The 23,865-nt window shown below is 45.4% G+C and carries 23 protein-coding genes; 18 read left to right on the top strand and 5 right to left on the bottom strand.

What is annotated here, in order from left to right; translation table 11 throughout:
- Positions 1 to 582: 582 nt before the first annotated feature.
- A complete protein-coding gene (rluC, locus tag V1358_RS04395) occupies positions 583 to 1,542 on the top strand; it encodes a 23S rRNA pseudouridine(955/2504/2580) synthase RluC (protein ID WP_347392737.1) in 960 nt (319 codons plus the stop codon).
- The gene (locus tag V1358_RS04390; RefSeq protein WP_347392736.1) at positions 1,529 to 2,176 is read left to right on the top strand and encodes an HAD-IA family hydrolase; all 648 of its coding nucleotides are present in this window, start codon (positions 1,529 to 1,531) and stop codon (positions 2,174 to 2,176) included. Before rluC ends, V1358_RS04390 begins: the two co-directional genes overlap by 14 nt.
- A gap of 41 nt (positions 2,177 to 2,217) precedes the next feature.
- Here the strand turns inward: V1358_RS04390 and V1358_RS04385 are convergent, their stop codons facing one another.
- The gene (locus tag V1358_RS04385) at positions 2,218 to 2,805 is read right to left on the bottom strand and encodes a Maf family protein (RefSeq protein ID WP_347392735.1); all 588 of its coding nucleotides are present in this window, start codon (positions 2,803 to 2,805) and stop codon (positions 2,218 to 2,220) included.
- A gap of 120 nt (positions 2,806 to 2,925) precedes the next feature.
- Here V1358_RS04385 and yceD point away from each other — a divergent pair, with 120 nt between their 5' ends.
- From yceD to V1358_RS04315, 14 genes are all read left to right on the top strand, one after another.
- Complete coding sequence (gene yceD / locus V1358_RS04380) at positions 2,926 to 3,450, top strand: 23S rRNA accumulation protein YceD (protein WP_347390769.1); 525 nt, start codon at positions 2,926 to 2,928, stop codon at positions 3,448 to 3,450.
- A gap of 10 nt (positions 3,451 to 3,460) precedes the next feature.
- Positions 3,461 to 3,631, top strand: a complete 171-nt coding sequence (gene rpmF / locus V1358_RS04375) for a 50S ribosomal protein L32 (RefSeq protein ID WP_105190738.1) — start codon at positions 3,461 to 3,463, stop codon at positions 3,629 to 3,631.
- Between the two features lie 11 nt (positions 3,632 to 3,642).
- A complete protein-coding gene (gene plsX / locus V1358_RS04370; RefSeq protein ID WP_347392734.1) occupies positions 3,643 to 4,680 on the top strand; it encodes a phosphate acyltransferase PlsX in 1,038 nt (345 codons plus the stop codon).
- A 73-nt stretch (positions 4,681 to 4,753) separates the two neighbouring features.
- Positions 4,754 to 5,680 (top strand): ACP S-malonyltransferase, encoded by a 927-nt coding sequence (gene fabD, locus V1358_RS04365; RefSeq protein WP_347392733.1) that lies wholly within the window; start codon positions 4,754 to 4,756, stop codon positions 5,678 to 5,680.
- 11 nt (positions 5,681 to 5,691) lie between these two features.
- Positions 5,692 to 6,438 (top strand): 3-oxoacyl-ACP reductase FabG, encoded by a 747-nt coding sequence (gene fabG / locus V1358_RS04360; RefSeq protein WP_347390766.1) that lies wholly within the window; start codon positions 5,692 to 5,694, stop codon positions 6,436 to 6,438.
- A 243-nt stretch (positions 6,439 to 6,681) separates the two neighbouring features.
- Entirely contained in the window at positions 6,682 to 6,918 is a 237-nt protein-coding gene (acpP, locus tag V1358_RS04355) for an acyl carrier protein (RefSeq protein ID WP_010374019.1), read from the top strand.
- An 81-nt stretch (positions 6,919 to 6,999) separates the two neighbouring features.
- Positions 7,000 to 8,238, top strand: coding sequence for a beta-ketoacyl-ACP synthase II (fabF, locus tag V1358_RS04350; RefSeq protein ID WP_347392732.1), 1,239 nt, complete (start codon positions 7,000 to 7,002; stop codon positions 8,236 to 8,238).
- An 82-nt stretch (positions 8,239 to 8,320) separates the two neighbouring features.
- Positions 8,321 to 9,124, top strand: coding sequence for an aminodeoxychorismate lyase (pabC, locus tag V1358_RS04345; protein WP_347392731.1), 804 nt, complete (start codon positions 8,321 to 8,323; stop codon positions 9,122 to 9,124).
- Positions 9,121 to 10,110: an endolytic transglycosylase MltG gene (gene mltG / locus V1358_RS04340; RefSeq protein WP_347392730.1), complete on the top strand. Its 990-nt coding sequence runs from the start codon at positions 9,121 to 9,123 to the stop codon at positions 10,108 to 10,110. The genes pabC and mltG overlap by 4 nt, the downstream gene beginning before the upstream one ends.
- Positions 10,100 to 10,723: a dTMP kinase gene (gene tmk, locus V1358_RS04335; protein ID WP_347392729.1), complete on the top strand. Its 624-nt coding sequence runs from the start codon at positions 10,100 to 10,102 to the stop codon at positions 10,721 to 10,723. Before mltG ends, tmk begins: the two co-directional genes overlap by 11 nt.
- Positions 10,723 to 11,622, top strand: a complete 900-nt coding sequence (locus V1358_RS04330; RefSeq protein ID WP_347390761.1) for a DNA polymerase III subunit — start codon at positions 10,723 to 10,725, stop codon at positions 11,620 to 11,622. The genes tmk and V1358_RS04330 overlap by 1 nt, the downstream gene beginning before the upstream one ends.
- Positions 11,623 to 11,635: 13 nt before the next feature.
- Positions 11,636 to 11,962 carry a PilZ domain-containing protein gene (locus tag V1358_RS04325; RefSeq protein WP_347390760.1) on the top strand — a complete coding sequence of 109 codons (327 nt, stop codon included), beginning with the start codon at positions 11,636 to 11,638 and terminating at the stop codon, positions 11,960 to 11,962.
- A 35-nt stretch (positions 11,963 to 11,997) separates the two neighbouring features.
- Positions 11,998 to 12,777 (top strand): TatD family hydrolase, encoded by a 780-nt coding sequence (locus tag V1358_RS04320; protein WP_347392728.1) that lies wholly within the window; start codon positions 11,998 to 12,000, stop codon positions 12,775 to 12,777.
- A 20-nt stretch (positions 12,778 to 12,797) separates the two neighbouring features.
- Positions 12,798 to 14,636 (top strand): alkaline phosphatase D family protein, encoded by a 1,839-nt coding sequence (locus V1358_RS04315; RefSeq protein ID WP_440589865.1) that lies wholly within the window; start codon positions 12,798 to 12,800, stop codon positions 14,634 to 14,636.
- A gap of 1 nt (position 14,637) precedes the next feature.
- Here the strand turns inward: V1358_RS04315 and V1358_RS04310 are convergent, their stop codons facing one another.
- The 3 genes from V1358_RS04310 to V1358_RS04300 all read right to left on the bottom strand — a co-directional run bounded on the left by V1358_RS04310 (position 14,638) and on the right by V1358_RS04300 (position 18,556).
- Positions 14,638 to 16,173: a trehalase family glycosidase gene (locus V1358_RS04310; RefSeq protein ID WP_347392727.1), complete on the bottom strand. Its 1,536-nt coding sequence runs from the start codon at positions 16,171 to 16,173 to the stop codon at positions 14,638 to 14,640.
- Between the two features lie 9 nt (positions 16,174 to 16,182).
- Complete coding sequence (locus tag V1358_RS04305) at positions 16,183 to 17,436, bottom strand: MFS transporter (protein WP_347392726.1); 1,254 nt, start codon at positions 17,434 to 17,436, stop codon at positions 16,183 to 16,185.
- A gap of 106 nt (positions 17,437 to 17,542) precedes the next feature.
- Positions 17,543 to 18,556 carry a LacI family DNA-binding transcriptional regulator gene (locus tag V1358_RS04300; RefSeq protein WP_347392725.1) on the bottom strand — a complete coding sequence of 338 codons (1,014 nt, stop codon included), beginning with the start codon at positions 18,554 to 18,556 and terminating at the stop codon, positions 17,543 to 17,545.
- A gap of 257 nt (positions 18,557 to 18,813) precedes the next feature.
- On the opposite strand from V1358_RS04300, the gene V1358_RS04295 reads away from it, so the two are divergent.
- Positions 18,814 to 21,093 (top strand): TonB-dependent receptor, encoded by a 2,280-nt coding sequence (locus tag V1358_RS04295; RefSeq protein WP_440589864.1) that lies wholly within the window; start codon positions 18,814 to 18,816, stop codon positions 21,091 to 21,093.
- A 402-nt stretch (positions 21,094 to 21,495) separates the two neighbouring features.
- Here V1358_RS04295 and rsmF read toward each other — a convergent pair whose 3' ends face one another.
- On the bottom strand, positions 21,496 to 22,938 hold the full coding sequence (gene rsmF, locus V1358_RS04290) for a 16S rRNA (cytosine(1407)-C(5))-methyltransferase RsmF (protein ID WP_347392724.1): 1,443 nt from the start codon (positions 22,936 to 22,938) through the stop codon (positions 21,496 to 21,498).
- Between the two features lie 227 nt (positions 22,939 to 23,165).
- On the opposite strand from rsmF, the gene V1358_RS04285 reads away from it, so the two are divergent.
- Positions 23,166 to 23,849, top strand: coding sequence for a GntR family transcriptional regulator (locus V1358_RS04285; protein ID WP_347390754.1), 684 nt, complete (start codon positions 23,166 to 23,168; stop codon positions 23,847 to 23,849).
- Positions 23,850 to 23,865 lie beyond the last annotated feature (16 nt).

The following is a 23,865-nucleotide window of genomic DNA, read 5'->3' as shown; positions in this document are numbered from 1 at the left end:
GCTCTTCTTATGTCTAAGGTGCAGTCTCACGACTGGGCTTTTAACGAAAAAGCTTAACGTTTTTGCTTGCTCTGGGGTGCACTGGTAACACTGAATAAGCATTACAGCACCTAAATTTTGCGCGGATAATTTATTGTGATTAGCCGCTTTTCATGCCAAAGCAATTGTCGTTCACCGAGACACCAACATGGTGGTCGATAGCATTATGATTCTGTTTAATTAAAGGTAGTCTGCGAAGGCGCTTTTGATCGTGTTGCCGCCTAGGCAAATTACCGAATGTTCTATTATTCGTTTCCTATAACGCCCTTATGGGCACATCACCTCTTGCGGTGGCAGTATTACTCACAATCTATTACGCGCATTGCTCGCAACTGCTCTCACGTGGTTTCTGGAAGATAAAGCTGTGGAAATACGAGCCCGAATCTGTATGATCGCCTTTCCCAGAATGTGTTGCACGCAAGTTTTGGCCAAAGCCAAAGGTGATGTAAAATCCTATGTTATGCACAGGTTTTACAAGGGCGATTATCCCACTAAAACCTCTGCATTAGCAACTAAATTATGACTCAAATCAGTGATTAGGCAATGAAAGAGACAATTGGCACCCAGGTTTGCTTTGTAACCGTTGATGAAGACTACAGCGGACAACGCATTGATAACTTTTTAATAACCAAACTCAAGGGTGTGCCAAAAAGTGCGGTGTACCGAATTTTGCGCAAAGGCGAGGTGCGCGTTAATAAAAAGCGTGTGAAGCCCGTTTATAAACTGCAAAGCGGAGATGTGATCCGTATCCCGCCGATAAAAATCGCAGAGCGAGAAGAGCAGCACATTCCTACTAATCTAGATAAGGTGAGCAAGCTTGAAGATGCTATCTTATTCGAAGATAAGTACCTTATCGTCATCAACAAACCTGCGGGTATGGCAGTTCATGGGGGCAGTGGCTTAAGCTTCGGTTTGATAGAAGCACTGCGCGCATTGAGACCTAATGACAAAAACTTGGAGTTAGTGCACCGACTAGACCGTGATACCTCAGGTTGTTTACTTATTTCGAAAAAGCGTTCTGTATTGAAATCATTGCATGAGCAACTTCGCGAAAAGACCATGGAAAAGAACTACTGGGCGCTTGTTGCAGGGCAGTGGGACGCGCAAGTGCGTAATGTAAATGAACCTCTCAATAAAAATACACTGCAATCAGGCGAGCGTGTTGTGCGTGTCGATCACGAGCGAGGCAAGGCATCGCATACGCGTTTTCGTGTTTTAGAGCGTTTTGACAATTGCTCGTTGGTGCAAGCATCGCCAGTGACGGGTCGTACACACCAGATTCGTGTGCATACTCAATGCAAAGGTCATCCGATTGCTTGTGATGACAAATACGGCGACCAAGCATTCGACGCACAAATGCGTTCCTCTGGTTTGGGACGTTTGTTCTTACATGCACGTGAATTGCGTTTCTTCCATCCAAAGAATGAAACCACCATGGCATTAGAAGCGCCATTAGATAAAGCCTTGGAAAACTGTTTGGAACGTTTGCGTGAAACTAGCTAATAAGCGTCTGATCATCTTTGATTGGGATGGCACTGTGATGGACTCGGTGCCAAAAATTGTTGCGACGCTGCAAAGTGCAGCGCGCGCGTTACGCGTCCCAGAACCAGACTATCACTGTGCCAAGAACATCATTGGCTTAAGCTTGGACACGGCAGTAGAAACCTTATTTCCCGAGCACTCAGAGTTTCATGAGGCATTAGCGAACGGATACAAGCATCACTACTTATCGGTTGATAATACACCCACTCCTTTGTTTGCTGATGTAGAACAAACGCTGATGGCTCTAAAAGACAGAGGGTATTTATTGGCTGTGGCGACCGGTAAAAGTAGAAAAGGACTGGATAGATTGTTAGCTGAAACGGGTTTGCATGCGTTGTTCGATTTTACACGCACCGCTTGTGAAGCCCAATCTAAGCCGCATCCGCAAATGCTCGAGCAAATTCTAACGCATTTCAGTGTCAGCGCTCGCGACGCCGTAATGATAGGGGATACACAAATTGACATGCAATTGGCGGCCAATGCCAACATGGATGCAGTGGGCGTCACCTTTGGTGTGCACGACAAGGATGAACTAGGGCAGTATAGCCCTGTCGTCACTGTGGATTCTTACAAAGAGCTGCTGGCGCTTTTTTAGTTGGTGTTCACAAGCTCGCTCAGGCGACCCCTACGCGAACCCTAAAGCGCTAAGGGGTCAATTTGCCAATCGAGTAACATCTTGTTTAACCGTAGCAGAGGTAAGCCTACTAATGCATTAGGGTCATCTCCTCTTAAAGCATCAAATAAACAGATACCCAGTCCTTCGCTTTTGAAGCTGCCAGCACAATTGAGAGGTTGTTCTTTGGCGATGTAATTACCAATTTGCGCATCGGTTAAATGGCGAAAATGCACCTCAAATGGTTCGACAATGACGTTATTTTTGCCCGTTTCTAGGTCTAAAAGCGCCAAAGAGGTTAAAAATGTGACTTTTTCGCCGCTGAATCGGCGTAATTGTTTATGGGCATTTTCTACCGTGTGTGGTTTCCCCAATATATCACCTTGATGAAGCGCGACTTGATCGCTGCCGATCACTATACCGGATTTGTATGTTTTGTGTGCAGTTTGTGCTTTTTCTAATGCCAGCCTGCGCACTAATTGTTCTGGTGATTCGTTTGTCAGTGGTGTTTCATCTATATCAGGAGCAAAATGACTAAATTGCGGGATAATTTTTTTTAATAATTGCTGCCTAAAAGGCGAACTTGAGGCTAAGATAAAAGCTGTTTTCATTGCCCGATCATCGAATTGTTGAATATCGACTCTAGAATACGGCGCAATCGGGCGAAAAACAAAAGGAAAGTCGAATTTTATTTTGACTCTAATGATAACTATCTATATGATGCAGCCCCTATGCAAAAGGTGAAGATTCCCGTCACCCTTGATCCGGGCAGAGCAGCACAACGCAAGTTAGAATATGACGGCGTAGTGATGTTTGACGAACTTTCTCGTTTCGAGCAAGTTGTGCTGGATGAAAGTGGTGAAGTAGCGGTAAAAATTCATTGCAAGCATGATGAACAAGGTTTAACAGTACTCACTGGGACTATTAAGGCCCGAGCTACACTTGTTTGTCAGCGTTGTAATGAAGAGTTTGGGTTGGATTTGGAGCAAGACTTTGCGTATACGCCAGTTGGCATGGGTGCAGAGTCCGATCATCTCCCTGATTACTACGATGTGGTGGAGCTTGATGAGAACGGGGAAGTCAATCTTCGACAATTAGTTGAAGACGAATTGATTTTAGCCATTCCTATCGTGCCTATGCATGACGAAGCATCTTGTCGTTACTCAGAGCAACAAAAAAGCTTTGGGAAAATCGATGAAAAAGATGAGAAACCAAATCCATTTGAAATTTTGAAACAACTTAAGAAAGATTCTTAGGAGAAGGCTAATGGCGGTACAAAAAAGCAAGAAGTCTCGTGCAAGACGTGGTATGCGTCGTTCACACGATGCAATCAGTGGTCCAGCTCTAACAGTTGATAAAGTGACTGGTGAAACTCACCGTCGTCATCACATCACTGCAGACGGCTACTACAAAGGCGTTAAAGTAATTTCTAAGTAAGAGATTGCTTTATGCAGCGCAGTCTAACCATTGCGTTAGATATGATGGGGGGCGATTACGGCCCCCGTTCATCTATCCCAGCCGCAATTGAAGCGGTCCATCTACACCCAACACTTACCCTGATCCTCTGTGGTAACGAAACGCTAATTCAAGAGCAACTTTCGCAACTCGATGCACTTCAGCACCCGCGATTAAAAATCCAACACTGCACTCAGATTGTCACTAACGCAGACGAACCCGCTTATGCACTTCGTAATAAAAAAGATGCATCAATGCGTGTGGCGTTGAATTTGGTCAAAAGCGGTGAAGCGCAAGCGTGTGTGAGCTCTGGTAACACAGGCGCATTATTCGCTATGGCGCATTATGTGCTAAAAATGTTGCCCGGTATCAAGCGTCCAGCGCTTATCTCGTCAGTGCCAACTGAGACTAAAAACCCTGTATATTTGCTCGATCTTGGTGCCAATGTGCATTGTGACGCGCCGACTTTATATCAGTTTGGTTTGATGGGTAGTGTAGTGGCCAGAGAAGTGCAGGGGATAGCAGAACCTAAAGTGAGCCTACTAAATATCGGCTCCGAAGATATCAAAGGCCATGAAGGCATCAAAGCTGCGGCTAAATTGATGACTCAGTGTCCTGCAATTAATTACACAGGTTACAGTGAAGGCAGTGATATCTTCAGTGGTAAAGCCGATGTTATCGTCTGCGAAGGGTTTGTGGGCAACGTGGCGCTCAAAACCTGTGAAGGGATTGCCAAATTGATTATGCATAAGATGACTAAAGCCCTGAAAAAGCATTTACTTTATCGCGGTTTGGCTCTATTACTTATGCCTGTGATAAAAAAACTCTATAAAAAGGTGAACCCCGACCAGTATAACGGCGCTTCTTTGGTAGGATTGCGCGGTATAGTGGTTAAAAGTCACGGAAATGCATCTTCAAGTGCATTTCTAGCGGCAATTAATGAGGCTGTTAAGGAAGTGCAGCGACAGTTGCCAGAGAAAATTCAAGCAGCCTTTGCTGAGAGTATTCCAAAGCAAGAAACGAACGACTAACACGTTCATTCCCACCTCATTAATGTCTGCTAAAATTCGCGAATATCGCTAAAACAATACGAAAGAGCAGCATATGTCTGAAAAAATCGCAATATTATTTCCTGGTCAAGGCTCACAGAGCGTTGGCATGTTATCTGAGCTACTTAACGAGTCTGAGGTTGTTAAAGCGACCTTTGCTGAAGCATCAGAGGCACTTGGCTATGATTTAGCAGCGCTTGTGCTAAACGGCCCAGAAGAAGAACTAAATCAAACTCACCGTACTCAGCCTGCATTATTGTGCTCGTCTGTGGCGATTTTCCGTCACTGGCAACAAAATGCACCAGAGAAAGAATTGGTGTTGGCGGGTCACAGTCTAGGTGAGTACTCGGCACTTGTATGTGCGGGTGTGATGAGCTTAGCGGACGGCGTAAAGTTGGTAGAAAAGCGTGGTCAATACATGCAACAGGCCGTGCCTGCTGGTGTTGGTTCAATGGCTGCGATCATTGGTCTAGATGATGATGTTATTGCTAAAGCTTGTGCTGATAGCGCGCAAGGCCAAGTAGTTGCACCAGTAAACTACAACTCACCGGGTCAAGTGGTTATTGCTGGCAATAAAGAAGCGGTAGACCGTGCCAGTGAAGCATGTAAAGAAGCAGGTGCAAAACGTGCACTGCCTCTTGCAGTAAGCGTGCCGTCACATTGTGAATTAATGAAACCGGCTGCAGAGCAACTTAAAGGTGATTTGGATGCACTTACACTTAATGCACCAAATGTGACTGTCATCAACAATGTGGATGTGGCTGCAGAGCAAGATATTGAAGCAATTAAAGATGCGCTTGTGCGTCAGCTATACAGCCCGGTGCGCTGGACAGAAACGGTTCAAGCTATCGCTAAGATGGGCGTAACACAAGCCTATGAATTTGGTCCAGGCAAAGTATTGACTGGCCTTGTAAAACGAATTGATAAAACTATCGGCTGTAGCGCTGCTAATGATAGCGCTAGTGTCGAAGAAGCAAAATAAGAGAATTAATAATGGCTAATTTATTTTCCCTAGAGGGTAAAGTCGTACTTGTAACGGGTGCCAGCCGTGGTATCGGTAAAGCAGTAGCTGAACAGCTTGTAGCGCAAGGCGCTAAAGTTGCAGGTACTGCGACAAGCGATGGTGGCGCAGAGAAAATCTCAGCTTACTTAGGTGAAAACGGTAAAGGTTACAAATTAAATGTAACAGATGCTGACTCAATCACTGAGACACTCGCGGCAATTAAAGAAGATTTAGGTGATGTTGATGTATTGGTAAATAATGCTGGTATCACACGCGATAATCTTCTAATGCGCATGAAAGACGACGAATGGCAAGATATCATCGATACTAACTTATCGTCGATTTTCCGTTTGTCGAAAGCTGTTTTACGCCCAATGATGAAGAAAAAGTCTGGCCGTATTATCAATATTGGCTCAGTTGTTGGCACTATGGGTAACGCTGGTCAAGCAAACTATGCTGCCGCAAAAGCGGGTGTGATTGGCTTCTCGAAGTCGCTAGCGCGTGAAGTTGCGTCGCGTGGTATTACGGTAAACGTAGTTGCGCCTGGTTTTATCCAAACTGACATGACAGACGAACTAACCGATGAGCAAAAAGCAGCAACGCTTGCAAATGTGCCTGCAGGTCGCCTTGGCCAGCCAAGCGAAATTGCAGCTGCTGTGTGCTATTTAGCCTCTGATGCAGCGGCGTACGTTTCTGGTGAAACTCTGCACGTTAACGGCGCGATGTACATGGTTTAAGGCTTTTTCAAAGCCAAAGTAGGTCACAAAAAGTCGCGTTTTTACATTGAAGTTTTTGTGATCTTGCTTTAAACATACTTGAAATCGCTGTGAAAATGGGCGATAAAAGGTCAACTTTACATAAGCAGAGGTTTGACCAGACAAAAATCTCTGGGCAAATCCTTGAACAAGACAAATATGCTGCGTAAACTACGCCGCAATCTGAAAAAATAACGCAGTAGCGTTTAAATAAAGGAAAGAAGAATGAGCGACATCCAAGAACGCGTAAAGAAAATCATCGTTGAGCAACTAGGTGTTAAAGAAGAAGAAGTAAAATCTGAAGCGTCTTTCGTTGACGATCTAGGTGCTGACTCTCTTGATACTGTTGAACTAGTAATGGCACTAGAAGAAGAATTCGACACTGAGATTCCAGACGAAGAAGCTGAGAAGATCACTACAGTTCAAGCAGCTATCGACTACGTTACTGCTCACGCTGAGTAATCAACGCATTTCTTTAAGGGCAGCATTCGCTGCCCTTAGTCTATCTGAGACCCCATCTTTTATTCCCTTTTGGAGGACACCGTGGCTAAACGTCGAGTCGTAGTTACTGGCTTAGGTATGCTTACGCCGCTAGGTAATGATGTAGCGTCAACCTGGCAGGGCTTATTAAATGGACAAAGCGGCATTGGGCCAATTACCCATTTCGATACAACAGACTTCGGTACCAAGTTTGCTGGATTAATTAAAGATTTTGATGCCACGAACTACATGGCGAAAAAAGATGCTAAGAAAATGGATTTGTTTATCCAGTATGGCATCGCGGCAGGTTTGCAAGCGCTTGATGACTCAGGCCTAGAAGTAACTGAAGCAAACGCAGAACGTATTGGTGTTGCTGTGGGCTCAGGGATTGGTGGTTTATCACTAATCGAAGAAAACCATGAAAAGCTTTTAAATGTTGGGCCACGCAAACTATCACCGTTTTATGTTCCTTCAACGATCATAAACATGATTTCAGGCCACCTTTCTATCATGAAGGGCCTGCGCGGACCGAACATTTCAATCGTTACGGCATGTACTACTGGCCTTCATAACATTGGTCACGCAGCACGTATGATTGCATACGGAGACGCTGACGCAATGGTTGCCGGTGGTGCTGAGAAAGCGTCTACCCCTATGGGTATGGGCGGATTTAGTGCAGCGCGAGCGCTGTCTACCCGTAACGAAGATCCGCAAGCGGCCTCGCGCCCTTGGGATAAAGACCGCGACGGTTTCGTACTCTCAGATGGTGCGGGTGTTGTTGTTCTTGAAGAATACGAACACGCTAAAGCGCGTGGCGCAAAAATTTATGCTGAGCTTGTGGGCTTCGGTATGAGTGGTGACGCGTACCACATGACATCGCCACCAGAAGATGGTGCCGGTGCAGCACTTGCGATGGCGAACGCGATTAAAGATGCTGGCATTAATGCTGAGCAAGTTGGCTATATCAATGCTCACGGTACATCGACACCAGCAGGTGACAAAGCTGAAACAAGCGCAGTGAAAAGCATCTTCGGAGCTGCGGCGGATAAAGTGATGGTTGGTTCTTCAAAATCAATGATGGGTCACTTACTCGGTGCTGCAGGTTCAGTTGAATCCATTATCACGGTGTTGTCATTGCAAGATCAAAAAGTGTCACCGACTATCAACTTAGATAATCCGGATGAGGGATGTGATCTTGATTACATCGCCCACACAGCGCGTGATGTGAAGCTCGATTACGCTTTATGTAACTCGTTTGGTTTCGGTGGTACTAACGGTTCATTGTTGTTCAAAAAGATCTAACGATGAAATCTAGTGCCTACCAGCGTAGACCTAGTAAGGCCTATGCTGGTAACATAAGCTCGGTTATGACCGAGCTTTTTTTATGACAAAAACAATTATAAACGGCAAGCCATCCGGCGTAATAGACATCAATGACCGTGGTCTAAACTACGGTGATGGATTTTTCACAACTGCAAAAGTGACGGCCGGTGAAGTACAACTTTGGCAATTGCACCGTCAGCGGTTGCAAGAATGTGCGCAGCGCTTGGGGTTTGGCGAATTAAATTTTTCTGCCATCGAAGACGATATTGCCACGTTACTTGCCCAAGCACCTGAGCAAACATTTGTGCTCAAAGTCGTTATTACTCGGGGTAACGGCGGCCGCGGCTATGCCCCTCCGAGTGATGTAGAGGCGACTCGGATAGTTCGTTTATTGCCTTATCCAGACACTTACCCGCACCTAGCAAAAACAGGGTTGAGCCTATCTGTAGCAAAAACTCGTCTTGCGCAACAGCCTTTGCTCGCAGGGCTTAAGACCCTAAATCGCTTAGAGCAAGTGTTGGTGAAGCAAGAAGCCGCACAACAACAATGCGATGATGTGTTGGTTTTGGACACTAATGACCACGTTATTGAAACCTCCAGTGCTAACTTAGTAATGTATCAGCAAGGCCAATGGTACACGCCAAGTTTGCAACAAGCTGGGATTCAAGGGGTGTATTTAGCGCATTTACAGCAACAGCTAAACATAGTGAGCCGCAATCTATCGCTGGCGGAATTGTTTTCAATGGAAGCTGTTTATTGCTGCAATAGTTTAATGGGACTTGTGCCTATTTCACGTATCGCTCACCATAACTACAACCTCGATATAAGTCACAGTGTAATGGCACAGCAGGGATTATCTCTATGATTAAGGTTATAGCGAGTGTATTGTTACTCGCTCTGGGCGTGTGCTCACTCGGTTATTATCAACTTGAAAAAACCATGGAAGCGCCGCTTGGTATCACGCAAACGCAACTAGTGGAAGTGCCCAATGGCACTGGCTTCAATAAGCTTTGCCTACAGTGGCAACAAAAAAACTGGGTACAGGACTGTTGGCGTTATCAGATCCTAGCTAAGTTGGATCCGAGTCTCACGGATATAAAAGCGGGTTTGTATGATATACAGCCCGGCACTGTGTTGGAGGCATTTCGCAAGATAAGCTTAGGGCAAGAACACGAATTTACGTTCACCATTATAGAAGGCGACAATTTGCGCCAAGTGCTCGCCCGTTTAGAGCAAGCAGAATATGTGAACAAGCCTATAAAATGGGGCGATGCATTTTTAGGCCAACCGTTAGACGAACAATTTGAAGGCAAGCTGTTTCCTGACACCTATCACTATCATGCCAATGAAACCGCTGAACAAATTCTGCTTCGAGCCTACAATAAGATGGATCAGGTTTTGGCTGACGTTTGGCAGCAAAGAGCTCAGGACACGCCGTTAACTAGCGCCTATGAAGCACTCATTTTGGCATCCATTATAGAAAAGGAGACAGGGGTTGCGTCAGAACGCCCGCTCATAGCCTCAGTGTTCGTTAATCGCTTAAACAAGGGCATGCGCCTGCAAACCGATCCAACCGTTATTTATGGGATTGGAGAGGCGTTTGACGGCAATATTACTCGCCGCCATTTACGCGAAGTGACGCCTTATAACACGTACAGAATTAACGGCTTACCGCCGACACCCATTGCGATGCCTTCGCACAAAGCGCTGCTTGCGGCGGTGCAACCGGCGCAATCGGACTATTATTATTTCGTTGCCAAAGGTGATGGCAGTCATCAGTTTTCAAAACGCCTTGATGAGCATAATCAAGCCGTTCGTCAGTATCAGTTAAAGAGTCGAAATGACAGCTAAATTTATTGTAATTGAAGGCCTTGAAGGCAGTGGCAAATCAACCGCTATGCGCGTATGCGCAGATTTATTAGCCAGTAATGACAAAGCATTTATCACTACCCGAGAGCCAGGCGGAACGCCTGTGGCAGAGCAACTACGCAGCGTTGTAAAAGAGTGCCAAGGTGAGCGTATCACTACGCAGACAGAGTTATTATTAATGTATGCCGCTCGCTCTCAGTTGCTAGCAAACGTGATCAAGCCCGCGCTAGAGCAGGGTAATTGGGTGCTAGGAGACAGGCACGACTTGTCCTCTCAGGCCTATCAAGGAGGCGGGCGCCAAGTCGATGCACAGGTGATGACCTTCTTAGCTGATTATGTGTTGGAAGAAGTGCGACCTGATTTAACCTTGTATCTTGATATTGACCCGGCAATAGGTCTTGAGCGTGCCCGAGGGCGCGGTGAACTCGATAGAATTGAGCAAGAAGACTTAAGCTTTTTCGTCCGTACACGTGAGCGTTATCTCGCATTAGCGAATAGCGATGAGCGCATTGTGGTGATTGATGCCAGTCAATCCATGGCTGAGGTTCACACTGCGATTACCAACGCACTGCAACAATTTATAGAGAAAAATTGATGTTTCCTTGGCTTGAAGCACTTGTAAATCAATATGCTAATCAGCATCAACAGCATCGTCTGCACCATGCTCACCTGCTTTATGGTGAGCAAGGTACAGGCAAAAGGGCATTGGCCCAAAGCTTGTGTGAAGCCTTATTGTGCGAAAAGAGTGTGAACATGCAGCCTTGCGGTCATTGTAAGGGATGTAAGTTAAATCAAGCAGGTACGCACCCAGATTTAATGGTGATTAGCGACGAAGGGAGCAGTATTGGCGTTGATGCCATTCGCGCAATTGGCGACTTTATTGTTCACAGTGCGCAGCAAGGGGGCGCCAAATGCGTTATCGTACCCAATGCACAACGCATGACGGTGGCTGCGAGTAACGCGCTGTTAAAAACACTCGAAGAGCCTAACAACGCCTGTTACATCTGGCTGTTAGCGCCCAGTACTGCGAATTTGCCTGCAACAATATTGAGCCGATGTGCCAAACAGCAAGTTAACGTGGTGGTGGAACCGCGGGTACTTGGTTGGTTGCAAGAACATGCTGGCGAAGCACTAAAGTACGAATTCTCTGGCATGTATCAAAGCCAACCATTATTGTTGCGTCACTGGCAAGAAAATGACGAGCTCGAGAAAATTCAAGCCCTGTATCAGACTGTTTATAATGAACAAATGAATACCGACGAGCAAAAGCTTGTTGATATTTTGACGCAAAACTCACAATATATTGCTATCTTTAGGCTGTTCATCAGCCAATATTTGTTGCACAAATCTTATCAAGGATTAGCATTTGACGCATTAGAGCGCTGTAATGCTCAACTTAAGCAGTTCAGTGAACATTTAGTGCAAACACCTGGGATAAATATGACTTTAGCATTATCGCAATTGTTGCGTGTGCTTAAGCAAGAATTAGCATAACAAAGGAGCCGCTGTGCAAGAGCTACTTGTCGAATTAGACGACTTAGACGAATTATATCGTTGCTATATGCCATACCTGAAAACAGGTGGGTTATTTGTGCGTACAAATATGAATTATGAAATGGGCCAATCGCTAGCATTGCGTGTAACGCTACCTGACTCATTAGAAGACGATGTGGTGACAGGTAAAGTGGTGTGGGTGACCCCTATCGGTGCGCAAAGCTCAAATCCGCCGGGTATTGGTATCGGTTTTATCGATGACAAAGCGCATTTAAAAGATAAAATCGAAAAGATGCTTGGCACTATGTTAAACTCTGGCCATCCAACGTACACCATGTAAGGCGCTTGCGCCTTGCATCCAACTTGCAGTAATTCATGATTGTAGACTCCCATTGCCACCTCGATAGGTTGGAATTTGATAAATTAGATACTGATTTGTCAGGCGTGCTTGAGCAAGCTCGTGCTAAAGATGTTGAACATTTTTTGTGTGTGAGCGTAACGCTTGATCAATTCCCTGGCATGCTTGAGAAAATTCAACAATTTGACGATGTGTCAGCGTCTTGTGGTGTGCATCCGCTTGATCAAAAAGATGCACTCGATATCGACTTGTTAAGAAAGCTTGCTGTCCATGAGAAAGTTGTAGCGGTCGGTGAAACCGGTCTGGATTATTACTACAGCGCCGAAACAAAGCCAGTGCAGCAAGAAAGCTTCGTGGGTCATATTCAAGTGGCCAACGAGCTCAACAAGCCGCTGATTATCCACACCCGTGATGCGCGAGAAGACACCATTAATTTAATGTGTGAGCATAATGCACATAACTGTGGTGGGGTATTGCATTGTTTTACTGAAGACCTTGATATGGCTACTAAAGCCATGGACATGGGCTTTTACATTTCCATCTCAGGGATTGTTACCTTTCGTAACGCCGAGCAATTAAGAGATGTGGTTAAACACATTCCGTTAGACCGCTTGCTCATCGAGACTGATTCGCCTTACTTGGCACCGGTTCCACACCGAGGTAAAACCAATCAGCCTGCTTATGTGCAGGACGTTGCCTATTACATCGCTGAGCTCAAAGGGATGAGTTATAAAGAACTGGCTACAGCAACAACCGATAATTTTTATCGTCTGTTCAGCGGTATTAATAGGCGTTAATCAGTTATGGGCCATCAATCGTGACAGACTTTCCTCTGCTGCTGCTTGGCCCAGTTATACGCCGTGCTGAATCACACCTCGTTCGTATCCAAATTGCGACCTCAAAAGAAATTAATCCGCGCTTTGAATTAGCCGGAGTGCAAGCACATCAGCACACATATTTAAGCCGACTGGGCGACAAACTTTTTCTCTACAGCTGTACTTTAACTCCTGTTGATGGGCATTTCCCATGCGATGAACCCTTGGATTATGGTTTATCTGATGGTCAAACAGCCATTGATTTAAGTGCGTTAAGTTATCCCAATTGTGAACAACCCAACTTAGTTATACCCAAGCAATTACACAGTGTGCTGCATGGTTCATGCAGAAACCCCCATCATTATAGCGACGATGCGTTAATTCAAGCTGATAAGTTAGTCGAGCAGGCGCTAATCGATGAGGGTACTGCCAAACGAGCACAGTTATTGATCATGTCTGGCGATCAAATCTATGCGGACGACGTCGCTGGACCCATGTTACTCGCTATTCATGAACTTATTGGTAAATTGGGGATATACAAAGAACAAACGCCACTAATTGATACTGGCGACGACATTAAAGCGACCTTGTACACGCGTGCAGATATTTTACCGAAAACGCCTTGGCAAGAGTTATCTAAGTGGCACAGCGGTTACTGGTTTAGAAAAGATGAACCTCATTTTAGTAGTGTAAAAAGTGCAAACCACCTAGTCCATTTCGAGGAATTTATTGCTCTGTATTTGTTGAGTCTGTCTGCGCCTATTTGGCAACTCATCGATCTCAGTACTTACGAAATAGCTCAAAACCATCCGCGTAAACAGCAATTTGATGCTGAGCTTCGTCATCTGACCCGCTTGGCACAAACACAAAAACATGCGGCAAGGTTGATGGCCCATGTCAGCACGTTGATGATTTTCGATGACCACGATGTCACAGACGATTGGAACCTGACTGCTAACTGGGAGCAAGCCGTATACACTCACCCGGCAAGTAGTGGCATCATTCGCAATGCGATGCTTTCCTACGCCTTATTCCAAGGTTGGGGGAATACCGCAAACGACCAGAGTTGGCCTTTTTTCTCACTGCTGGATACGCACTTGAATAACCAGCAATGGCAATTACAAAGCGCAGCTAAAGCCGTATTTGACTACGACTATTGGCACTTCCAGTTAGCGACATCGCCGAATGTTGTGGTGTTGGATACTCGTACTCACCGTTGGCGCAGCGAGCAGGACTTTAATGAACCGTCAGGCTTGCTCGATTGGGAACGTTTGTTAGAGCTAGAGACTACCTTAGAGGGTAGTGAGCAGGTTATTTTGGTTTCCCCTGCGCCCGTGTTTGGGGTGAAATCGATAGAAGCTATCCAAGCTATTTTTACCTTGTGTGGTAAGCCGCTCATGGTGGATTGCGAAAACTGGATGGCACATGAGGGATCGGCCAAAAAATTACTAAACATTTTTAGACGTGGCGAAACCCCAGAAGAAACAATTATTCTTTCTGGCGATGTACACTATTCATTCTGTTTTTCCGTTAAGGCCCGCTTTGGCGATAGGGACAATCGCATTTGGCAACTTACCGCGAGCGGCATTAAAAACGAGTTTCCTCGCAAGCTCATTAATTTTCTGGACAAACTAGATTCGATTTTATATTCGCCGCGCAGCCCATTGAACTTGTTTACCAAGCGTTGGCAAATGAAAGTGGATAAGCATGATACGACCTCAGGGCCACAAAAACACCTTGTAAGCCATGCAGCGATCAGTTTGGTAGAATTAGAGCAGGGTAACCTGAGCCGTTACCGCTTATTCCACAGTGACGGCTCAGTGACCGAGTACGAGCTGTAGACTATTCGCTCAGTGCTGGCATGGCATTTTGAAATAAACCCTCGAGTACATCGGGGCTATTTTTCATTTTAAAGAGTTCATAAAAACGGCTAGTTACGCCATTGGTCCAACCGAATCCTTGTTGTACCGTATACTCACCACCGCCAGCGAGCGCATCCGGTTCACAAACGTTGTATTTCTCCAGTAAACATCCACTTTTTGCAAAGCTTTGTTCAATCATGTCCAACCATCTGCCGGCGATATCAAACGCGAGATCAACGTGATCGTATTTAAGTAATCCGGCTACAGCAAACCATTGCAAAGGAGCCCAGCCGTTGGGGGTATCCCACTGTTGGCCACTGTCGATGGCTGTTGTCACCAAACCACCTTGATGCAGAAACTTGCTTTCCAGCGCTTGGCTAATTAACAGAGCTTGCGCATCGTTACATACCCCTACAAACATAGGCACAACCGTTGCGAGTGAGTGTACTGAGCTTTGCTTAGCATCGCTGTGGATCCAATCCACATATTGGCCGCATTCGCGGTTCCAAAAATATTTGTTAATAAGCCTTTTACGGCCTTTCGCCAGAGCTGAAAAATGAAGCGATTTGGTATCGTTATTAAGGTGCGCAAAGCAGGTAGCCAGCGTTGTTTCTAACTGATACATCAGCGCGTTTAAATCCACAGGCACGATATCACAGGTACGAATGGTGTCTAGTTTGGCAGGGTTAGCGAGCCAACGGCTGCTAAAATCCCAGCCAGATTCACAGGCAGCTCTGAGATGGCGATATAGACTGTGCTGTTCGCTAATGCTTAGGTGCTGCGCTTCAAGCACATCCTCTTTGTATGACTCAGGACGAGGGCTTGGATCATTATCCCAATAGCGATTAAGCTTGGCACCACATGGCATCACCACAACCCGACCACCAAATGGCGCCTCTTCCTTCGCCATCCAAAAAGCATACTCGCGCTCTAGTGCATTACATACTCGCGATACCCACTGCTTGTCTGTATGATAATAGGGCCACAATAAATCGACCATTAGGGCGCAAATGGGTGGCTGAGAGCGACTTACATAATAACTACGGTTGCCATTAGGTACATGGCCGAATTGCTCAATAAGTTCGACAAAGTTATCTAGCATATTCGCCACTTGCTCGACATTGCCATGGTCAATCAGTCCAAGTGCCGTGAAGTAAGAATCCCAATAATAAATTTCATTAAAGCGCCCGCCAGGTACTGTGTATGGATAAGGCAGCGCTAACAGCGAACCTTGATCTTCTTGTGTCGGTGGTCGTGCTAATTTATCCCACAGGGTGTGTATGTACTCTCTAACATTCGCAACCTCGCCAAGTGATTCTAACTCCGGCTTTGGTGCAAAGGTAAAATGTGTAGATATAAATGTGGTTAGCGCTTCGCCGATAGGCTGCTGTTCATCGTATAAGGCGCAAACTTGTGACCAGCCCGATATGGGTAGAGCATCAGCGAAGGTTTTGCTGTCAGGAAATATATTTGCTTGTTGCACGGCTAAAAATAAAGGGGAATGAAAAAATTGCATATCGACTCCTTAATTTGCCGCTTGCTGCAAGGCTTTTATGCGCTTGTTGAAGAAAAAGAGTGCGCTCGCAATCAAGGTTATAGGCACGAGCACACTGTAAAAGGCGTTAATACCGCCTAGTTTTGCAAATAGTAATCCGGTAATGAGTGAGCCAACAGTGCCACCTAATGCTGAAAAAACGACAATTAAGCCCGTCATTTTTGCGTGCATATGCGGTGCTAGACTACTCAACATCGCTGAGTTCAAAATTGGGTAGATAGGTGCCATGAACAGACCTATCAGCGGCATCAAAAAGGCTGCGAAGGGAACTTCAAAAATACTGGCGACCGCATCCGGTTTGTAACTGGCGGCAATAGGTAAGGTGATCACCACCAAGATGCCCATCATCAGTAAATTCACATTGACCAAGGTATACCAACGAACAAAGCGCAAAATAGTGCCCGCAAGCAAGCGACCGACAGCTAAACTCGCAGCAAAAATACTCGTTAATTGCACGCTGATATCTACTGGCATGTGCAAGACTTCGTTATTAAACGTCGGTAACCAAGTACCGATACTTTGCTCAATCAACACATAAAGAAAGGTTGAAATTACAAAGATTAGAACCAGTGGTTGTGCACACAGCTTGAGCATGGATAGAAACTCTGCAAAAGCGCTTGAGCTTGCTTCATCTTTCGCTTTCTTTGGAGCGGCTATGGGGGCTTGTAAGACGATAAAGAGAGTAAGTAACGCTAATGCTGCGAGTAGATAGTAGACATTTAACCAAGCCAGCGGCGATGTATCATCAATAAAAGCGGCGAAGACCCAGTAGCCGCTTAGCACTCCCACCATAAACATGCCTTCAACAAAGCTAAATAAAGAGGAGTGCTGCTGCGCGTTGTCTGTGACTTGACCGACTAAAGCATAAACGGAAACTTTCACTAGGGCGAATGACGCTCCGATGGTCGCGAACAATAATTTGAGCATCCAAAACTGGCCAATGGCAGGGGTGATTAGGCAAGCTGCTAGTGTCGCTGTCATAGCAACGAGCAGTGCGACTTTGTAGCCTACACGCGGGATAAACGATGCCACCAAGAAGGAAACAAAAGCAATGGGCAAATCTTTAAACCCTTCTAAGCTGGCAGCTTGAGGTTTGCTCACGTCCATGGTGTGTGTGGCTTGCAAAATTACGGTTCCCACACTGTTGAGCAATATTGCGAACAGGAAATAGCTGGCTATCATCGCGAGGATGATTCGCAGTTGAGCGGCATTATTATTGTTCATTCGTTAACCTAACAGTGTGTCTTTTAAGCGAGTCTAACGCCAACGTTATTGATTTGCAAACGTTTGCATTAACTGATTGTAAACAACGCCGCTAAGTAATTAAAAGTTAACTAGATTGTCTTTGTTTTAGGGCGATTGCCAATTGCTCACTGTCGATAGATTCGCCGGCTAATTGGGCAATCAGCTTCTGCACCAGTAAGGTCGCCGCCCGACGGGTATCCTGGGCAATGGTTGTCAAAGAAGGAGAGCTAATATCTGCCATGCTAATATCGTCAAAGCCGACGATGCGTACATCATTAGGAATGCTCACATAGCGTTCTTTTAGTGCTTTCATCGCGCCCAACGCCAACATGTCGCTGCATGCAAATATGCCATCAAAATCAAGCCCTTGCTTAAGTAGTCTAGCGTTTATAGCGGCATATGCAGCATCGCTGGTTATATCAATTTTAAGTAGTTCACAGGATATAGTTTGATCCTGCTGGGTGTGATTGCAGCTGTGTAAAAAGCCACGATAGCGCTCGCTCAATTCAGGGTGCGCAGGGTCACCAATGAAAAGTAATTTGCGTGCACCTCGAGCAATAAGATGCTCGGTTGCTACTTTACCGCCGTGGAAATTATCGCTGCCGACAATAGCATAGTTACTGGGTATGTTTGGATCACCCCAAACCACTAGAGGCGTGTTCGCAGCTGCAGCGCGTTCGATGCATTCTTGTTGTTTACCTTGACCAACTACAATCAAACCATCGGCACGGCGGCCATCGATAAAGTAGCCGTGCCAGTCATTACCCGCCATAAATGAATTGGAAAGGAGTAATTCATAACCTTGCTTATTGACTGCTAGGTTGATGTCGCTCACTACTTTCAGCAAGAAAGGGTCATCAACTGATTGTTCAGTGTAGGCATCAAGGTTTAACAACACAGCAATTACTTTGGTTCGTTGCGCGCGTAGGCGACTGGCTGCAGCATTGAGCGAAAAGTTATGCTCTTTGGCTAATTGCTGGATGTGCTCACGGGTTTCTTTTTTCAAAAGCGGACTATCGTTGAGGGCGCGAGATGCAGTAGAGGTGGAAACACCAGCGAGTTTTGCCAGATCTGCCAGTTTTAACTTGTTCTTTTGCATGATAATTCGCGTGTCGTTGATGATTTTCCAGCGCTAAGCTTACCGCGCAGCCGGTTGCAAGTCTATGAAACAAAATCATTTCGGTCCAAATTAGAAACAAAATTGTCACAAAGTCACATTTTATTATTGCAAACGTTTGCATAGATCGTTATGTTTAAAAAAGCACCGCTACAGGTGTTTTTATAAACAACACACGATTACATGCTCGACAGAGATGTCATTGGCAATAAGAAAATAGTCAACATGTGGGGGTTCCCGTGGCACAACACACTAATAAATTAGCCAAAGCCGCTGAGGGCTGTGCAAAGCTAAGTGCGCTTGCACTCGCTGTTTCCTTGGCGTTTTCTGCGCAAGCAAATGAAGAAGCTGCGCCGGATAAACAGAAAATTGAAACTATTATCGTATCAGGGACAGCAGGTGGACGTGGTGTGCGCAAAGTTGATGCCGCATTCGCTGTGACCAACTTAGATGCAACTAAAATTGAGCGCCTAGCACCAAAAAGCACAGCGGAGTTGTTCAAAGCAGTGCCAGGTGTTTGGGTTGAAACCTCAGGAGGGGAATCAGGAGCAAATGTGTTTGTACGTGGATTCCCTGGTGGCGGCGACGCACCGTTTCTGACTTTGAGTCTTGAGGGCGTGCCTGTGTACCCAGCGCCAACATTGTCTTTCTTAGAAAACTCATCAATTTTCCGCCTTGATGACACTATCTCAGGTATGGAAGGTCTGCGTGGCGGTCCAAACCCCGTAGTATCAAATGGTCAGCCTGGGTTAACGACTAACTTTAGCTTAAAACGTGGTTATGAAGAGACAGAAGGCTCCTTTAAATACACCACGTCTGATTATGGTTTGAATCGAGTGGATGCGGTACTTAGTGGAGAGCTAGCAGAAGATTTATTCTTTATGGTTGGTGGCTATGTGAAGCGTTCACCGGGTATTCGTGATGCTGGCTTTACGTCAGAAAAGGGCAATCAGTTAACCATTAACATCACCAAAGAATTCGATAATGGTGAGTTTAATGTATTTACGCGTCAAACTGACGACCGAGGGGCGTGGTACTTGCCTACACCGCTAAATGTTGATGGTGTTGACGGTGGCTTTACGCAAATTGGTACTAAAAATCGTTATGCAGAAGTGTTTGCCGGTGAATACAACCAAGTCGTCGATTTTGACTTGGGCGAGGGCCGCGGATGGAATGGTTCTGTATCCGGTGGTAGTTTGAAGTTAGAGCTAGGTAATGATTGGGAATTGGTTGACCGTTTCGGTTTAACAAAAGGCGATGCCAATACTTATGGTCTTGTGCCAGATGGCTCAGCCGTCGCGTTATCCAGCGTTGCTGATAATGGCAGTAATGCAATGGGCGCCGTCACGCAAACTCAATACAGTGGCGATACTATGGTCCAAGCCTATGGTCGTTGGGTTGTACTCAAAGAGATTGAAGCCTTTGTTAATGACTTAGCGGTGAGTAAAGATTTTGATTCACTTTCTAGCTCATACGGCGTTTATACCGCGACGACATCAGCCAATGACTGGTGGAGTTTAGGTAACACTGCTTATCACGTTGTTGAACAAGGCGGCGAAATGCTCGATGGCATCGCATGCAATACCGACGTTGCAGGTTGTAGCTGGAACTACGACATCAACAGTGTTGGCGATGCGACTACATTGGCGTTTTACACCACGCAAAAATACTACTTCAGCGATGCCTTGACCTTCGATTTAGGTTTGCGCTCAGAGCAGCACGAAGTGGAATATTCGGTTGATGAAGGCCTCGATGGGGCCACTGACAAATACGTGGATTACGACGAACGTAAGACCTCATGGACCATCGGCGGTGACTACAAGTTTAGCTCAAATCAAGGTATGTTCTTGCGTATGAACAAAGGCTATAAAATGCCTTATTTCGATGATTTTAGAGATAATTTTGGTACATACCAAAGCGGGGAGTCATTAATTAAAGAAGTGACTCAGGCCGAACTTGGTTACAAATTCATGGGTGAAAGTACAGATCTGTATGCAACGTTATTTACCAATGAAGTAAAAGGTGACACCTTTGTTCGTCGTCCAGGCGAACCCGCTGAGATCCTTACTAACGAAGCAATCGGTGTGGAACTCGATTTTAACTACAACCATGAATCAGGTTTTAGTGTGAATCTAAATGCAACGTTGCAGGACACGGAGATCACTGAGAGCCCTGCCAATGAAGGTAATGAAGCGCAACGTCAGCCTAAATGGCAACTGCGTATGACGCCAAGCTATGAGTTCGAAGTAAGCGGTATGTTTGCTAGTGTTTATGGTACTTTGAGCGCGGTGGACGACCGTTGGGGCAACAATGAAAACACGGTAGTTCTTGAGGGTTATGAGAAAGTCGATATCGGTGCAACTTTAGAGCCGGTTGAAAATATCAAACTACAACTGTCTGTGGATAACTTGACTGATGAAGAGGGGATCACCGAAGGGGATCCGCGTAATGCTGACGCGCCAAATGGTCGTTACATTATGCCGCGCAGTGTAAAGCTCAGTGTCGCTTACATGTTTTAACGAATCTATTGCAACATCCAAAGCCGCTGCCTGCTCAGCGGCTTTTTTGTGTTTGGATTCGCTATTTGCTTAATTGAAAGTGTAGCGGTTTAAAATTAGTTCTAACTGATAGTAATTTGATGTGAAAATCGAGGCGTTGTCGAGCAGTAGAATAAAAAACGCCCAGGACGAATCCGCATTGTCCTGGGCATAGGGGAATGGCTCATGATGAGCCGTGCGCTAACTAAAAAAACTATTCACATTCATACGGGAGAAGCGAAAGTCTTTTTAATTGTAGTTAACACACAGCAAAAAGTGAAATAAAACACTAGTAATTAATTATTATAAAAATCAGATTGTTAGGAATGTTTTGTAAAGGTTTGTAAAAATAAATGAAATTTTTATCCCTCGGTCTTCCCCAAGTTATTCCCAAGTTATTAACTTCCCATCTAAGACTAGATCACGTGCTAGAGAGTTCTTGATTTTATTTTTTTGCCACTTGCCTAAACCCACAGGCGCACCATTCAAACACATGATCACTTCACCGCTAGCAGTGGTTGGCTGTGGTAAACGGATATCTTTACCGTTGAAATAATCCGCCGCTTGTTGCGCATCTAAATTATGAGTATTTTTAGTTGCCAAATGTCCCAAACAGGTTGCGAATTCATGTTCTAAACGCACACCATTTTTGTGTGTGGTGCCTATAAGAATGCCAATACGTGAGAACTTCACCGCATGCAGAAGTTGTTCATTTTCCACTGTTGGAAATAACCACACTTCTTTATCACGAAGATAGATTTCTCCAGGTAGCGACTTTATAGCAAATTGCTTTTTGATCTCTTGTAACAATTGTTGTGTTTGCTTCGGTGGCATCTGAGCGAAAGGGAAGGCACCTTTTTTCGTTTTTGGTTCGCTAACGGCTTTAGCGCCCGTTTTAATGAATTTTGCGATAAAAAAGCCTTCGCTGTCGAAAATTTGTGGCCAAATATGCAAGTAGCCTTCATCGGTGGTCGCTTTATCGGCACCGGTGAATAAATCTGATAACGTCTGTACTTCAATAAGCCCAGCAAACTCTTCGAGCAGATATTGACACACCGCTTGGTTTTCAACAGGCGTTAATGTACAGGTAGAGTAAACCAGTGTGCCGCCTACTTTAAGGGCGTGAAAAGCGCTTTTTATCAGCGATTTTTGTACGTCACTGATGTCGATATTTGATTGTAACGACCAATTTTTTAGTGCATCGGCATCTTTGCGAACGGTGCCTTCGCCTGAGCAAGGAGCGTCAAGCAAGATGGCATCAAACATTTCTGGCATGTAGTCGCCAAACACAGCGCCGTCAAAGTGCGTGAGCCCGACATTGTAAGCTCCGACCCGTTTTAATGTCGCACTGAGTGCCTTTAAGCGCGAAGATGAAAACTCATTGGCAATCAAAAAACCGTCATTATTGAGCATCGCCACGAGTTGTGACGTTTTACTACCGGGTGCGGCAGCCATATCTAGAACTGTGTTTGCATGCGTTAGGGCGTCTTTGAGTGCCATCGGTGGCAACATTGAACTGGCTTCTTGCACATAAATACAACCACTGAGGTGTAAGTCGGTTTTCCCTAATGGCAGGGCTGCTTCTTCCTGCTCTGGGCGTTCTAACCAATAGCCCTGTTGGCACCATGGCACTGGGGTGATCTCCCAGTTCCGTTGCGCGCATTCTTGTTCAAACTCTTTGGTCGACATTTTTAGCGTGTTTACACGCACAGCACGTTTTAGGGGTGTTTGGCATGTGGTAATAAAGTCTTCAATTTTGAGATGATCAGGAATGTAGCTTTTAACGTCTTCGATAAAGGCATCTGGTATAAATGTGTTGATGTTCATAGATATGGACAATGACGAGCAAAAATTCTGGCTATAGTGTATCGCATCAAGGGTATGAATGCCGATCGTTTTTAAAGTGTCGACATATTTTAATAAAAATCAACTTTTGGCTGTATTTTAACCACTATAAACACGGGTTATGTCGACAATATAGCGTTGGCCATGTTGACAACTCTCCCTATCTCTCCCATAGTACATGCCAAGATTGTCGACAATTTGAGAAAGGCGTGACTCATCAATCAGCACAACCCATTGAGCAAGTAACCACAGCGGCGGATCAAGTCTTTGTTGATTTACGCCGTGCAATTGTGGAAGGAGGCATCGCTCAAGGGTCCAAAATATCTGAACCCGAATTAGCTAAGCGCTTCTCTGTGTCGCGCGCAACCTTGCGTGATGCCTTAAATCGATTGGAAGCGTGCAACCTTGTTGAGCGCAAAGCAAACGTGGGTTGTCGTGTTGTAGCCTTGACGCCTGAGCGTCTAATCGAAGTCTATCAAGTGCGAGCTGCTCTTGAAGGACTGGCGTGCCGTTTAGCGGCACAGAATATGACGGATGAAGAGATTGCCGACATCAAGGGCTTGTTAAACAAGCATCTCAATGAGCAACGAGTGAAAGAGGGCGAGTCTTATTACCAAGAAGCAGGTGATTTAGATTTTCACTATCGCATCATTAAAGGCTCTAAAAACGAGCATTTATTTAGTTTGCTCTACCATGACTTATACCAGCTGGTGCGTATGTACCGAGTGCAAATGGGTATGACAGGTCCGCGCGTTTCCAAAGCATTCGACGAGCACTTAGCTATTATCAATGCCATTGCTAATCGCGATGGTGAGCTGGCGGAGATGCTCATGAAGCGCCACATCAGCTACTCAATGAATAATATAGAAAACAAATTTAACGCGGCGCAATAACCGCAACCGTTCAAAG

The sequence above is a fragment of the Pseudoalteromonas pernae genome (assembly GCF_039831865.1).
Taxonomy (GTDB): domain Bacteria; phylum Pseudomonadota; class Gammaproteobacteria; order Enterobacterales; family Alteromonadaceae; genus Pseudoalteromonas; species Pseudoalteromonas pernae.
The sequence above is the reverse complement of the archived record's forward strand: the minus strand, read 5'-3'. Positions and strand labels throughout refer to the sequence as shown.

Bases quoted from the DNA above. Each gene is read 5' to 3' on its own strand.
- rsmF (WP_347392724.1), bottom strand. From the start codon at position 22,938: ATGAACATCAACACATTTATACCAGATGCCTTTATCGAAGACGTTAAA.
- V1358_RS04385 (WP_347392735.1), bottom strand. From the start codon at position 2,805: ATGAAAACAGCTTTTATCTTAGCCTCAAGTTCGCCTTTTAGGCAGCAA.
- pabC (WP_347392731.1), top strand. From the start codon at position 8,321: ATGACAAAAACAATTATAAACGGCAAGCCATCCGGCGTAATAGACATC.
- V1358_RS04330 (WP_347390761.1), top strand. From the start codon at position 10,723: ATGTTTCCTTGGCTTGAAGCACTTGTAAATCAATATGCTAATCAGCAT.
- tmk (WP_347392729.1), top strand. From the start codon at position 10,100: ATGACAGCTAAATTTATTGTAATTGAAGGCCTTGAAGGCAGTGGCAAA.
- V1358_RS04300 (WP_347392725.1), bottom strand. From the start codon at position 18,556: ATGCAAAAGAACAAGTTAAAACTGGCAGATCTGGCAAAACTCGCTGGT.
- fabD (WP_347392733.1), top strand. From the start codon at position 4,754: ATGTCTGAAAAAATCGCAATATTATTTCCTGGTCAAGGCTCACAGAGC.
- rluC (WP_347392737.1), top strand. From the start codon at position 583: ATGAAAGAGACAATTGGCACCCAGGTTTGCTTTGTAACCGTTGATGAA.
- rpmF (WP_105190738.1), top strand. From the start codon at position 3,461: ATGGCGGTACAAAAAAGCAAGAAGTCTCGTGCAAGACGTGGTATGCGT.
- yceD (WP_347390769.1), top strand. From the start codon at position 2,926: ATGCAAAAGGTGAAGATTCCCGTCACCCTTGATCCGGGCAGAGCAGCA.
- plsX (WP_347392734.1), top strand. From the start codon at position 3,643: ATGCAGCGCAGTCTAACCATTGCGTTAGATATGATGGGGGGCGATTAC.
- mltG (WP_347392730.1), top strand. From the start codon at position 9,121: ATGATTAAGGTTATAGCGAGTGTATTGTTACTCGCTCTGGGCGTGTGC.
- V1358_RS04320 (WP_347392728.1), top strand. From the start codon at position 11,998: ATGATTGTAGACTCCCATTGCCACCTCGATAGGTTGGAATTTGATAAA.
- V1358_RS04305 (WP_347392726.1), bottom strand. From the start codon at position 17,436: ATGAACAATAATAATGCCGCTCAACTGCGAATCATCCTCGCGATGATA.
- fabG (WP_347390766.1), top strand. From the start codon at position 5,692: ATGGCTAATTTATTTTCCCTAGAGGGTAAAGTCGTACTTGTAACGGGT.
- acpP (WP_010374019.1), top strand. From the start codon at position 6,682: ATGAGCGACATCCAAGAACGCGTAAAGAAAATCATCGTTGAGCAACTA.
- V1358_RS04310 (WP_347392727.1), bottom strand. From the start codon at position 16,173: ATGCAATTTTTTCATTCCCCTTTATTTTTAGCCGTGCAACAAGCAAAT.